Annotated in this window: 14 protein-coding genes; 2 read left to right on the top strand and 12 right to left on the bottom strand. The window is 59.2% G+C overall.

From position 1 onward, the window contains the following. Positions 1-77: 77 nt before the first annotated feature. Genes CRO87_RS06965 through gspG form a run of 12 tightly spaced genes read right to left on the bottom strand, consistent with a single transcriptional unit; the run spans position 78 to position 9146 of the window. Positions 78-566, bottom strand: a complete 489-nt coding sequence (locus CRO87_RS06965) for a hypothetical protein (protein WP_097162208.1) — start codon at positions 564-566, stop codon at positions 78-80. Continuing rightward, positions 553-915, bottom strand: a complete 363-nt coding sequence (locus CRO87_RS06960; RefSeq protein ID WP_097162207.1) for a type II secretion system protein — start codon at positions 913-915, stop codon at positions 553-555. The genes CRO87_RS06965 and CRO87_RS06960 overlap by 14 nt, the downstream gene beginning before the upstream one ends. Next, positions 902-1378 carry a type II secretion system protein gene (locus CRO87_RS06955; protein ID WP_097162206.1) on the bottom strand — a complete coding sequence of 159 codons (477 nt, stop codon included), beginning with the start codon at positions 1376-1378 and terminating at the stop codon, positions 902-904. The genes CRO87_RS06960 and CRO87_RS06955 overlap by 14 nt, the downstream gene beginning before the upstream one ends. Then, positions 1378-3261, bottom strand: a complete 1884-nt coding sequence (locus CRO87_RS06950; RefSeq protein WP_097162205.1) for a secretin N-terminal domain-containing protein — start codon at positions 3259-3261, stop codon at positions 1378-1380. The genes CRO87_RS06955 and CRO87_RS06950 overlap by 1 nt, the downstream gene beginning before the upstream one ends. Before the next feature lie 2 nt (positions 3262-3263). Continuing rightward, complete coding sequence (locus tag CRO87_RS06945) at positions 3264-3776, bottom strand: hypothetical protein (RefSeq protein WP_097162204.1); 513 nt, start codon at positions 3774-3776, stop codon at positions 3264-3266. Then, positions 3773-4291 (bottom strand): hypothetical protein, encoded by a 519-nt coding sequence (locus tag CRO87_RS06940; protein WP_097162203.1) that lies wholly within the window; start codon positions 4289-4291, stop codon positions 3773-3775. The genes CRO87_RS06945 and CRO87_RS06940 overlap by 4 nt, the downstream gene beginning before the upstream one ends. Further along, positions 4275-4790, bottom strand: coding sequence for a hypothetical protein (locus tag CRO87_RS06935; RefSeq protein WP_097162202.1), 516 nt, complete (start codon positions 4788-4790; stop codon positions 4275-4277). Before CRO87_RS06935 ends, CRO87_RS06940 begins: the two co-directional genes overlap by 17 nt. Further along, positions 4787-5476: a hypothetical protein gene (locus CRO87_RS06930; protein WP_097162201.1), complete on the bottom strand. Its 690-nt coding sequence runs from the start codon at positions 5474-5476 to the stop codon at positions 4787-4789. The genes CRO87_RS06935 and CRO87_RS06930 overlap by 4 nt, the downstream gene beginning before the upstream one ends. Beyond that, the gene (locus CRO87_RS06925; protein WP_097162200.1) at positions 5460-7091 is read right to left on the bottom strand and encodes a GspE/PulE family protein; all 1632 of its coding nucleotides are present in this window, start codon (positions 7089-7091) and stop codon (positions 5460-5462) included. Before CRO87_RS06925 ends, CRO87_RS06930 begins: the two co-directional genes overlap by 17 nt. Beyond that, a complete protein-coding gene (locus tag CRO87_RS06920; protein ID WP_097162199.1) occupies positions 7091-8260 on the bottom strand; it encodes a type II secretion system F family protein in 1170 nt (389 codons plus the stop codon). Before CRO87_RS06920 ends, CRO87_RS06925 begins: the two co-directional genes overlap by 1 nt. Next, positions 8257-8724 carry a lytic transglycosylase domain-containing protein gene (locus tag CRO87_RS06915; protein WP_097162198.1) on the bottom strand — a complete coding sequence of 156 codons (468 nt, stop codon included), beginning with the start codon at positions 8722-8724 and terminating at the stop codon, positions 8257-8259. The genes CRO87_RS06920 and CRO87_RS06915 overlap by 4 nt, the downstream gene beginning before the upstream one ends. Positions 8725-8726: 2 nt before the next feature. Then, positions 8727-9146 (bottom strand): type II secretion system major pseudopilin GspG, encoded by a 420-nt coding sequence (gene gspG / locus CRO87_RS06910; RefSeq protein ID WP_097162197.1) that lies wholly within the window; start codon positions 9144-9146, stop codon positions 8727-8729. A gap of 273 nt (positions 9147-9419) precedes the next feature. Here gspG and CRO87_RS06905 point away from each other — a divergent pair, with 273 nt between their 5' ends. Continuing rightward, positions 9420-11258 (top strand): carbohydrate-binding protein, encoded by a 1839-nt coding sequence (locus CRO87_RS06905; protein WP_217992664.1) that lies wholly within the window; start codon positions 9420-9422, stop codon positions 11256-11258. Positions 11259-11314: 56 nt separating this feature from the next. Beyond that, on the top strand, positions 11315-11704 hold the full coding sequence (locus CRO87_RS06900) for a hypothetical protein (RefSeq protein ID WP_097162195.1): 390 nt from the start codon (positions 11315-11317) through the stop codon (positions 11702-11704). Positions 11705-11794: the final 90 nt, after the last annotated feature.

The following is an 11794-nucleotide window of genomic DNA, read 5'->3' as shown; positions in this document are numbered from 1 at the left end:
TAAAGGAGTGAGTCCGGCATTACTCGATGGTCAGGCAGGGGCTGCAAAGGAAATATTGCAGCCCCTTTTCACTTTCTTCACCGCCCACATGCCCGTGGCATCGGTGCCTGCGGGTCGCTCTCCACCTTAAACGTCCAGTCGTAATAGCTTTTGGCTTTCTTAAAGGTTTCTACGTCGTGGCTAAAACCCGTTTTACGACGTGGCGTGCCCTTGCCGAGGCTGCGCACGCCAATCCAGCGTCCCTGGGGATCGTAGATAAGCCCCCAGGTCTTGCTGTTGGTGAGCGGGTCGGGCCAGGCCTGACGCAGGTGAAAACGTCTTGTCGGCCCTCGCTTGTCGATCAGTAATTGCTCGACGCGCACTGGAAAGCAGCCGTTAGCTGCTGCCCGATAGGCTGTGATGGCGGCCCGGTACTGCTCGCCGCGAAACAGCAGCTCGGCCTCCTGCTGTTCCCGGTAGCGCATTTGCCGCACTTCCTGAGTTTTCAGCAATGAGAATGCCAGCACCGAGACTGCGACCAGCAGGAGCAGGTAGGTGAACCCGCCCTGGCGCTCAGTAGCTGTCATGAAACGTCTCGCGAGGCTTCCCGGGGGGCACATCCACGTCGACAATCTGGCCGTCATCGTCGGTTTTCGCTTCCCAGACGTCCCGGCGGTTAGTCAGCGGATCCAGAGGCATCTCACGCAGATAACCTGCGTCGATAAGCTCATCCAGGCTGTAGGGGCCGACAACGCGATCCCGGCGAAAGTGGTCGATAGCGCTGCGCAGGGCGTTCAGATTGTGCTCCCGTACCACCTCTTTTGCCCGGTCCGCATGCTGAAAGAAGCGCGGGGCCACCAGCGTCATCAGGGTGGCGATGATCGCCATCACCACCAGCAGCTCAATCAGGGTAAATCCTTTCTCACCATTGCGCATAGGGCACTCCGTTGAGACCACTGGCCGTACTGGTGCTGATGACGTCATATACGTCTTTGCCTCCGCCGCTGAAATCACCGGGCGGCTGAGTTGAGGCCCGCAGTCGCCATGTCTCCTCATCGCTGCGCCCCTGGCAGTTGCACACCGGGTCGCGCGGGATGCGCCGCAAAAAGTAGATCCGCCCGCCGTTGGGGTTAGTCTGGTCGATGATTCCCTCCGTCAGCGCCTTGAGCGTTGGCGGATAGCCCGACTCACGGGCCTTTTTCTCAATCCGCCCGTCGAGGCTCGCCTGATGATAGCGATCAATCGCGTCGCGCAGGGTTCGTAAGGATTCCCTTAGCTCGATTTCCTGCTGCTGCTGATGATAGTGACGCACCAGCGGCGTTGCCGCCGCCGCCAGCGTGCCAAGCAGGCCGAGAGTGACGATCATCTCAATCAGGGTAAACCCCCGCTGACTGTTCATTACCGCACTCCGCTCAGCACGGCGCTGTCGTCCAGCACCGGCGGTGGCAGTGTGGCCGTGCGGGGAGGGAAGTGCGCCGGAGGGGCAAGTTCGGGCGCGTTAAAGCCAGGTTCGCTCTCCTGCGTCGGGATACCGCGAAGCTGAATGGCGTCCCCGGTCAGGTCGTCACTGCCCATCTCAATCGTGCTGACGTGGCTGCCGGGCAGATCGAGGTAGCGATCGATGGTTGGCGTAATCAGCAGGACCACTTCCGTGCGCTGTTTGTTATGCCCTTTGCTGCCAAACAACCGGCCCAGGCCGGGGATCTCGCTCAGCAATGGGGTTCCGCTTTCTGTATCGCTTTCATCCTGCTTAATCAGCCCTGCCAGCATCTGCGTTTCGCCGTTCAGGCTGCTCAGGGTGGTGTTGGCCTCGCGTTTGTTAGTGCGGTAATAGACTGTGCCCTTTTCGCCTTTCTCGGCGGTACCAAGGCTGCTGAGGGTAAACTTCACGTCCATGGAGATGTTGTCATCCATGCTGATATCCGGCGTGACTTCCAGCTTCAGGCCAACGTCCTGATACTCGACCTTCTGCTGTGTAAAACCGTCCTGGACGTTGCTGGTAAGCACCGGGATAGTTTCGCCGATATCGATCAGCGCCTTCTTGTTGTTTTTCACCCGGATCCGCGGGTTAGCCAGCACCCGGGCATTGCCCAGCACCTTTTTCAGGTCGATGGACATATTGTCGACATTGATGCGGACGTGGTTACTGTTGATGTCATTGATTGGCAGGCCGCTGCTCTCTCCCTTATCGCCTTCACTCTTGCCTAACCCTGCTGTTATCTTCTGCGGCAGATTGATGCCCAACGCTTCGATGTCGCTGGTGTTGACCTCCAGCACCTCGACGGCAAGCGTCACCTCCGCCTCTGGTCTGTCGAGGGTCACCAGCAGGCGCTCGGCTTTCTCCACGCTCTCTTTAGAGCCGCGCAGGGTCACCGAGTTAGTGCGTTCGTCCACGTGAACATCCTTGAGCTTCACCATGTTACGCAGGGCGACATTCACCTCTTTCGCTTTGGCGTACCCAAGAAAGATCGTTTTCACCACGATATCCCGGTAAATCTTCTCTTTTTGCGGGGTGGCCGGGTAAATCAGCAGCGTATGGCCGTTAAGCACTTTTTTACGCAGGCTGTTTGAGAGCAGCAGCACGTCGATGGCGTCTTCGGCGGTTGTCCTTCTGGCAATCAGGCTCGCGGTGGCCGTGGGCGGAATATCCTTATCAAAGATGATATTCACCCCGGTCATCTGGCTGATGGTGTTGAAGATTGCCAACAGGCTGTGTTCGCGGAAGTTAAGCGAAACCGGCTTTTGAAGCTCGCGATTGAGGCGGTTTTCCGGCTGGTTGATCCGGGCGACTTCCCGCAGCAGGTGATCGCGCAGCGCCCGCGCCTGCGGCCAGTTAGGGTCTTCTTCCAGCACCTGCTGTACTTTTTGCAGCGCCCTTGCCGGGTCGCGCTGGCTGTAGCTGACGGCACTCTGATAGAGCGTGTCCAGCGCGCGGCGCGCGTTGATTTTTTGCAGCCCCTGCCGTGCGCGCAGGTTGCCGGGTTCATAAACCAGGGCGTCCTGCCAGCGCTGTGCGGCAAGGGTGTGGTTGTTCTGCCGGAGGGCCTGGTCTGCGCTCTTCAGGTAGTCGTTAACCAGCTTTTGTGTGATATCCGCCTGTTCAGCGCGCAGGGAGACGTCCTGCGGGGCGGCAATGCGCTGCTGATCGATCTCTTTCAGGCGCTTGATAAGCACTTCGGGCGAGGCTGTTACGCCAGGCTTGGCGGGCGTGGGGGCCTGTTGTGCGCAGCCGCTCATCAGTGAGCACAGCGTAATGAGGGCAAAAATAAGTTTAGTTTTCATGATTATCGTGTCGGTTCCGATTGCAGATCCCCCAGCTCGAGCCTGCGCTCGGCGTGGGTGAGTCGCCATTCAAACAGAAGGTGGTCCTGGGCCACCGCCTTTAAAATCCAGCCGTTGACCGGCTCGCTGCCAATCCAGATTTTCCCCTCGGCGCGACAGTCGCGGCAGACAGGCCATGTCTCCGTGCCGTCGGTCAGTAGAAGGGTGCGCTGGTGATGACGCCACCATGCGCCGAGGATCTTCAGCGGCAGCTCAGGTGTATGTGGCTGTGGTTCCTCGTGAGGCGTGGCGTCTGTGGGTTCAGAAGCCTTGTCTGACTGTGCAAAGGCAAACAGGTCGGCACGCCCCGGCGCCTGGCGGGAAAGTGGCTCGACTGCTGACTTTGCTGAGGGTAAGGTGTTTTTTGGGGCCAGTAAGGCCGCCTCAGGCAAAGGCTCGTCATCGACAAACTGGCTCCAGATGACGGCGATGACGGTGGCGGCCAGCGCGGCCTGCAAATAGCGGGGGAGCTTCACGGCAATTCCTTGTACAGATGCAGCTGTAGCGTAGCGTCGAGCTGAGTTTCCACCACTGCGGAGCGGCGCAGGGTTATCTGCCCTATTTGCAAAGGCAGAGTACGGCTCAGTGACTCCAGCGCCTCCACCAGCGGCAGGTATTCCCCCTTCAGCGGAATGTCGAGACGCAGGGCCGCACCCTCGGGGCCGTTTTCCCGCTGATAGCGGCTGGCCTCTACCTGCAGGCCACTTTGCTGCAGCTTGTCGAACACCAGGCCCGCCATCTGATACTCGCTCTGGCTCATGGAGGTATGCGGCTCTGGCTGCCCCTCGCTCTTTGGCAACGGCAGCGCCAGGCGTGTCTCGAGCCTCTCCAGCTGCTGGCGCTGCACGTCACTTTGCGGAGCCATGCTGCTCAGCCAGAACGCCAGCAGCCCGCAGGGCAGACAGCCCAGCAGCAGTGGGATTTTTCCTGTCCGCCCGACGAGCACCGCACTCTGCCAGCGCAGCGCCGCTACGTTATTTTTTCGTCGCATGGGCTTCCTCCGTAACAAAGTGCACATCCAGGCTTGCCGCCAGCGGCCAGCCGCTCGCTTCACTTGATGAAGGGCGATGGTTCTCCAGCACCACCTGGGCAGGGAGCTGCTGCAGGCGCTCGCTGAAGGCCAGCAGCGCGGGCAGACTGGTGGCGTTGACCGTCAGCCGCACGTCGCGCTGCGAAGGATTGATATCAATGTTTAACAGCGCAATCTCCGGCGACATCGCGCTGCCGACGCTGTCCATCAGGCGAATGGCCGGGGGAATGGCATTGAGCTGATGTGACTGACGTGCGCGACGCTTCTGCGTCTCGTGCAGCTTGTCCAGCATCTGCTGGCGCTGGCGCAGCTGCTGTTCAGCCCGCGTAACCTTCTGCGTAAGCGCCTGTTGATGAACGGCTTCCCGTGTTATCAGTCCGACGATCGGCAGGCTCACCAGCGCGGCCAGGATCACCGCCCGGCTGGCCCAGGGAGCCGTAGGGGAAAAGAGCGGTCTCACAAGCGGTTCTCCTGAGGAAGAATGACTTGAGGCCTGCCATCGTCCGTATTGATGACGTACTGCGGGTAATCGGCCATCCCGCTCAGTCGGGCGACGATCCTGAGCTGCTGGCGCATCTCCACGCGGGGTAGTGCCAGCGTGCTCACTTCATGCCAGGCGTGGTTCAGACGGCTGGCAATGCGGCTGTGCTGGTGCCCGATCGTCACGAAGAGGCCATTTTCCGGCAGCGCTTTGCCGTACTGTCTGAGCAGCGGCTGAAAGGGGGTCGTGACGCCGAGAAAGCGCAAACGCTCCTGCTTAGCCACGGTGCGCAGGGTTTCCCAGCACGTCTGTTTCAGTCTTGCCACCAGGGCTGATTCACTGAACGGGGCGGATTCAAAACGCGTCAGCCAGCGGCCCTGGCGTTCGCGAATCGCCAGTAACTCCGCCAGCTTCAGCAGTTCCTGAGGCGTTGTGATCCCCGGCTGCCAGGGCTGGATGCCGAACGCCAAATCGTCGGTATCCAGGCAAAAAGACACGCTGTCTCGCCAGTGAAGGGCACGCTTACGTAGGGCCAGCAGAGCCGCAAGCCCTGTCGCCAGCGGTTCATCTTCCCGCGGGTGACAGGCAACGATCTGCTCGCCCAGGCGAAGGCGCAGCGCGTGAGGCCAGATATCGCAGGACCAGCTATTAGTGAGCGATAACACGATTCATCTCCTCAAGGCTGGTTTTGCCTTCTGCCACGGCCCGCAAGGCGATATCGCTCAGCGGGACAAAGCCATCCTCCAGTGCGACCTGACGCAGTTGGCGCAGCGGCGCGCGGGCCAGCATGGCCTCCTTAATGCCATCGCTGAAATGCAGCACTTCCGCCAGCGCCAGTCGTCCGCGATAACCGCTGCCCCGGCAGGCTTCGCAGCCGCGCCCCTGTCGCCAGCGTGGCGTCAGCCCCTGTAAGGGATTGGGGTGCCAGGTTTTGGGCAGGGTTTCGGGCGTCGGGGCGGCTTCGCCGCACTCCGGGCAAATCTGGCGTACCAGGCGTTGGGCGACCACGCCGTTCAGCGCAGAGATAAGGCTGGCGGGCTCCACCTGCATGTAGAGGAAGCGCTCCAGAACGCTGAACACATCGTTGGCATGCACCGAGGAAAGCACCACGTGGCCGGTCAGCGCCGCCTGTACGGCAATGCCTGCGGTCTCGCCGTCGCGAATCTCCCCCACCAGAATGATGTCCGGATCGTGGCGCAGAATGGCGCGCAGGCCGCGGGCGAAAGTCAGCCCTTTTTTGTCGTTGACCGGGATCTGCAGCACGCCGTTAAGCTGATACTCAACCGGATCTTCGATAGTGATGATTTTGCTTTCGCCACCGTTGAGTTCGCTCAGGGCGGAGTAGAGCGTGGTCGACTTGCCGCTGCCTGTCGGGCCGGTCACCAGCACCATGCCGTGCGGCAGATGCGTTAGCCTGCGGATGGCGCAGAGGGTGTGCTCGTCAAAGCCGAGGGTTTCCAGGCGCAGGTTCTGATCGTGGGATTTGTCCAGCACGCGCAGCACCGCATCTTCGCCATGAATACCCGGCACGATGGAGACGCGGAAGTCCACCGGGCGCTGGAGGATGAGTGCCTTGAAGCGACCATCCTGCGGGATGCGCCGCTCGGAGATGTCCATGCAGCTCAGGACTTTCAGGCGCGAAATCACCTGCTCCCCCTGCTGGACGCCAGCGCAATGACGAATGGCGTGCAGTACGCCGTCGATGCGGTACTTCACCATCAATCCGTCGGCGACGGCGCTCAAGTGAATATCGCTGGCGCGGCTCTGTAGCGCATCGAACAGCGTGGCGTTGACTAACTTGATGACCGCATGGGGTTCGCTGGCGATTGCCGCTGGAGTGATTTCAAGCCACTGCGCTTCACTGCTCTCGTCGCTGTTTTGCTGCTCAAGCTGATCGAGCGTTCGCTGCTGTTTGCCAAGGGCTTCAAGCCTTGCGTTGAGTGCGGAGAGCGACATCAGCGCAGGCAGCGCATTCAGGCTATAGGCCCACTGTCGTAGGGCGAGCGAAAACGGGTCGGTCAGCGCGACGTGCAGGGCGTCACCCAGCCGCAGCGGCAGCGCCTGATGGCTGAGTGCTTCGGTCAGTGGGATTGACGCGAAGTCCTCATTTTCTTCGCTGAAGCTTTTGGCGGGCAGTGGGATCAGGCCGAGAGCCTCGGCAGTTTCCTCAAGGGCATCCGGAAAGCTGTCCAGCAGCTCACTCAGCGCCTGACAGCGAGCCTCATCAGGGAGGGCGACAAGCGTATCGACCCCCGGGATGGTTGCAGTGGAAAGGATCATTACTGGAGTCCTCCAGCCAGTTCAAAAATCGGCATATAGAGTAAAAAGACCACCAGGCCGACGATGCCGCCAACGATCATCATCAGGACCGGTTCAAAAATTTTGCTGAAGGTTTCAATGGCCCGCTCCAGCGATTCGTCGTAGAACGCGGCGATACGCTCGCACATGGCGGGCAGTTCACCGCTGTGCTCGCCAACCTGTAGCAGGCGGCAGGCAACGGGCGTGGTCAGCTTTTGCGCTTCGAGCATGCGGGAGAGGGACTCTCCGGCGGCCACATCCTGAATCACCTGTTCAATCTGCGGCCTGTGGCTTGCGGGCAGCACATCGCGGCTGAGCGTCAGCGCCTGAGGCGCGGGCAAACCGCCCTGTAAGAGCAGGCCGAGCGTGCGGTAAAAGCGCACCAGCACCGAAAGCTGATACTGCTCTCGAAGCTGCGGCAGCCGTAGCAGCAGGCCAGACAGGGCCTGGCGAAGACGCGGGCTGCGCGCTGCAAGGACAATGCCGGTCACGGCAGCGACACATCCAGCCAGCAGCAGCGGGCCGTGGTGCTGGGTGAGCTTTCCCCACCAGAGAATCAGCTGCGCGCTGGTGGAGGGAGACTTCATCCCCTCGAAGACCGTCGCGAAGCGGGGAATGATAAAGCCGAGCAGGAACACCAGAATGGCGCCCCCGGCGCTGATGACGATGGTCGGGTATAGCATCGTCGCCTTAATTCGCTTACGCAGCGCTTCCATCCGCGCTTCGTAATACTGAAAGCGCGCAAGGGCAACCGGCAGATGCCCGGTTTGCTCAGAGGAGGCAACGGTGTTGATAAGCAAGGGGGGGAACAACGCGGGCAGCGCAGACATAGCCTGCGAGAGCTGCGCGCCTTCGTACAGGCGATTGACCAGCGTCTCCAGCACCAGCGTTGAAACGCTATCGCGGCTGCTTTCGCGCAGCGCTTCAATGGCTTCTACCACCACCAGTCCGGCCTCAAGCAGAGCAATCAGCTCCTGCAGGAAGAGGTTCAGCGGGAAGCGTTTATCACGACGAGCCCGGTTTTCCCGCACGCTGAGCGCCAGCCCTCCAAGGGCCGTCACGCGAAGTGCGGCATCGTCAGACGAGGTGGCAAGCACCGTCTGGCTGACGCGTTTACCCTCCGTGAGGGTGATAACGGTATATGATTTCATTCCGGCGACTGTACGTGGCGCCGCTGCCGTTTAAGGCGAGCATAGTGCGGAGCCACTTTTTTTATATAGCGTTGACGAAGCGCGCGGCGTGCTGGCGTGTTGGCCGTTCCGGCGTTATAGGCGCCCACCGCATCCCAGGTGTAGCCGAACTGCTGGATCTGGCCTGCCAGGATCCACGCGCCGGTCATGACACTTTGACAGGGGTCATCCAGGAGATCTTTTTGACTAATACGAAATTTACGCAGGGCGGAAAAATGGCTGCTGTTTATTTGCATCAGGCCAACATCCAGTGAGCCATCGCGATTTTTATTCACCGCAGTGATATTGCCATTGGATTCAACAATGGCGATCGCCTGTAATAACTCGGGTTCTATTCCGTAACGCGCTCCGGCCTCTGTCCAGCAGTTCGCCCTGGCGGAAAATAAGGGGATGAATGCCGCTATAAATAATAAATGGCGGAGCATCATCAGAATCCGTAAGTAATTACCTTACCCTCTTTGCCGTTTGAAGTAATATCCACTTCATTAATCGACTCTTTGTCGCGGGTAGGGTTATGCCACTGGTAAGGATTGCCCCAGGGGTCGGCAGGTACTTTCTGACTGAGGTAAGGTCCGTTCCAGTTTTGAGCGGAAGAGGGTTTCTCCGTTAGGGCGCTCAGGCCTTCGGTTTCACTGGGATACTGACCCACGTCAAGGCGATACTGGGCCAGCGCATCGGCCAAAGATCGCATCTGGCGGACGGCGGTTTTCTCTTTTGCCGAATCCACGTTTGAGAAGACCTTTGGCCCGACAAACCCCGCCAGCAGCGCAATAATCATCAGCACCACCAGCAATTCGAGCAAGGTGAAGCCACCCTGTTGGTGCCACACCTGCGTGTTTATTTTCATAGATAACGTCCTTAATCAGGGAAGGGGAAGGGGAAAGAATGAATTTTTCCTGAAATAAACCTGAGGAAACAGGTGCCCGCTCTTTTCTTTATGGCGAATAAGGGAACCGGCGGTGAGAAATTTCTTATCAAGCCGCGCGGAGATGTTTCTTATTGTTTCAGAGTCTGTTCTTGAGAATGAAATCCGCAATCCCCGACGTATTCTTATGCGATAAATAACACAATGGACGACGGCAACGGACGTTGCTTAATAAATCGCTCACAAGGATATGCAATGAAAAAATTAACGTTACCTCTACTCATCAGCGGCGCATTGCTGGCGCAGTCGGCATTTGCCGCCGACGCTCAGCGTGCCGTTTCCTATTTAACCTCCTGGGGCGGCGTCAACGCTGAATCTGTCGATACCCTGAAAGACGTGACGGCCAATACGCTGCTGCTCTCTTTCGGTGGCTGGGATGCCAGCGGCGCGATCGCCAGCTCCGATAAGATCGTTGATATGCCGGCTTACGATCCCTGGTACATTCAGGCTTCCGCCAACACCGCCTGGACCCAGTTAAAGCTGGCCCAGCCGGGCAAGAAGATGATGGTGGCCTTCGGGGGCGAAACCTATGAGTCCATGTGGGCTTATCTGGACAATGCACAGACCCGTGAAACCCTGGCGCAAAACCTGGTCAAGCTGTTGAAAACCGACTTCCCGGTCTACAAGAAAAACCTGAAGCCGGAGGAGATGGTTGGCGATTGCCTGCACACCAACTGGAATGGTCAGTGTGATATGGGCGTGAACCAGTTGGCGGGTACCGTACAGCTGGACGGGATCGACTTCGACTTCGAGAAAGTGGCGCGTCTGACGGAAAAAGAGAATGACAACGTGCTGGCTCTGGCGAAGCGCGTGCGCGAACTGCTGAAAGCAAGTGGTACGCAAAAGCTTATCAGCCTCACGACTTATCACGTCGGGGCGGATCCGGAATCCTGCCAGTCCAATACCGTGACTGAGAACTGCTCTTTCGTTGAATCGGCTCGCTCAAGCCACCACGGTGAGGCGTTGCCGTTGCTGACCAAAGGTAAGGACGTATTCGACTTCTTCAACGTGATGGCCTACGACGCGGGTCAGAACTTCAAATATGATGTGGCGATGGCCAACTATGCCCGTGCGGTAGGTGACAAAAGCAAAATCGTTCTCGGCCAGACAATCAACGACCAGTGGGGGCCGAACGGGCGCTTCGTGGAGAGCCGCACCAATAACGTAAATCGTGCGGGCTGGCAGGCAGAGCAGGGCTACGGCGGCTTCTTCATCTGGACGCTGGGCTCCAACAACCAGCAGCTTTCCCTCTCGCAGCAGGTGGATTACTTCAATGAGATGAAGCAGCGCGCAGACGAGATGGGCGGCGGCGATCGCCCGGATGTGGATGACATCGCGCCAACTGCGCCATCAGATCTGAAGCTGATGGATAACGGGCAGACCATTACCCTTGCCTGGCAGCCGTCAAGCGACAACGTCGGTGTCAAAGGCTACAAGGTTCAGCGTAACGGTGTTGACGTGGGTTCCGCCACCGATACCCGCTGGACAGATACCCAGATTGAACTCGGCGGCGTGCTCTATCGCTACACCGTAAAAGCCTTTGATGCGGCGGGTAACATCTCCGGCGCAAGCAACGTTCTTGAAGTGAAAACCGGTGAAGTGTCTGATACAGCACCGGCAGCTCCGACGGGCCTGAGCCTGGACAGCGCGGGGGAAACCAACTTAACCATCAAGTGGAGCAGCGTGACGGGTGCCGTGAAGTATCACGTTTCACGTGATGGCGTGAAGGTTAACTCTGTTACCGGCACGCAGTTTGCTGACAGCGGCCTTACTGCTAATACCTCCTACAGCTACACCGTAGTGGCGGAAAACAGCAAAGGTCAGACATCGCTTGCCAGCGCGGCGCTGAATGTGAAAACCCAGGAAGGCAGCGTGACGCCTGAGCCAGAAGGTGCGTGGGAAGTTGGCGTCGACTACAAGCCGGGGAATGAGGTGAGCTACAAGGGTAAAACGTACCGTTGCCTGCAGGCTCATAAGTCGATGGCCCATTGGGCACCGGCTGACGTGGCAGCCCTGTGGGAGGCGATTCCTTAATCCACTGATCCGGCCCCTCCGCGCTGGCGGGGCCGCTTTAAGGAGAACAACAATTCATGAAAATTACCTTAGGGGCTCTGTTCGCCGTGTCAGTCATCCTGCTTGTCTCGTCGGGTCTGACTCAGGCCGCAGAACGCGCTGCCGCTCAGCACAGTACGGCGGCTGCGGCCACGGAAAAACCTTCGCTCGACTGGCGTGCCGAGGGGGAGATCCTCACGGTGACCAATCGCGGCAGCACAGCGATACATCTGGAGCGCAATGTCCGGCTGATGCCTGATGAAATGCCGCTGACGCTGAACAAAACCACGCTGCAGCCGGGCGAAACGTTGCAGGTGTTTGGTGCCTGTCCGCACCATTTGCCGCTGCAAAAAGAGGTGGTCGTGACACTGCAATCTCCGGAGGGGAAACCCGGCAGAGAGGAAACGCTGGTGCTCCATCACCGCTAATCCTGCCCGGTGGCGCAAGCTTACCGGGCCTACAAATGCCGCAGGCCGATGCAAGCTTACTGGGCCTGCAAATATCGTAGGCCGGTGCAA

Source organism: Enterobacter sp. CC120223-11, from assembly GCF_900215375.1.
Lineage (GTDB): Bacteria > Pseudomonadota > Gammaproteobacteria > Enterobacterales > Enterobacteriaceae > Scandinavium.
The sequence above is the reverse complement of the archived record's forward strand: the minus strand, read 5'-3'. Positions and strand labels throughout refer to the sequence as shown.

Bases quoted from the DNA above. Each gene is read 5' to 3' on its own strand.
- gspG (WP_097162197.1), bottom strand. From the start codon at position 9,146: ATGAAAATAAACACGCAGGTGTGGCACCAACAGGGTGGCTTCACCTTG.
- CRO87_RS06955 (WP_097162206.1), bottom strand. From the start codon at position 1,378: ATGAACAGTCAGCGGGGGTTTACCCTGATTGAGATGATCGTCACTCTC.
- CRO87_RS06965 (WP_097162208.1), bottom strand. From the start codon at position 566: ATGACAGCTACTGAGCGCCAGGGCGGGTTCACCTACCTGCTCCTGCTG.
- CRO87_RS06960 (WP_097162207.1), bottom strand. From the start codon at position 915: ATGCGCAATGGTGAGAAAGGATTTACCCTGATTGAGCTGCTGGTGGTG.
- CRO87_RS06925 (WP_097162200.1), bottom strand. From the start codon at position 7,091: ATGATCCTTTCCACTGCAACCATCCCGGGGGTCGATACGCTTGTCGCC.
- CRO87_RS06920 (WP_097162199.1), bottom strand. From the start codon at position 8,260: ATGAAATCATATACCGTTATCACCCTCACGGAGGGTAAACGCGTCAGC.
- CRO87_RS06950 (WP_097162205.1), bottom strand. From the start codon at position 3,261: ATGAAAACTAAACTTATTTTTGCCCTCATTACGCTGTGCTCACTGATG.
- CRO87_RS06900 (WP_097162195.1), top strand. From the start codon at position 11,315: ATGAAAATTACCTTAGGGGCTCTGTTCGCCGTGTCAGTCATCCTGCTT.
- CRO87_RS06915 (WP_097162198.1), bottom strand. From the start codon at position 8,724: ATGCTCCGCCATTTATTATTTATAGCGGCATTCATCCCCTTATTTTCC.
- CRO87_RS06940 (WP_097162203.1), bottom strand. From the start codon at position 4,291: ATGCGACGAAAAAATAACGTAGCGGCGCTGCGCTGGCAGAGTGCGGTG.
- CRO87_RS06905 (WP_217992664.1), top strand. From the start codon at position 9,420: ATGAAAAAATTAACGTTACCTCTACTCATCAGCGGCGCATTGCTGGCG.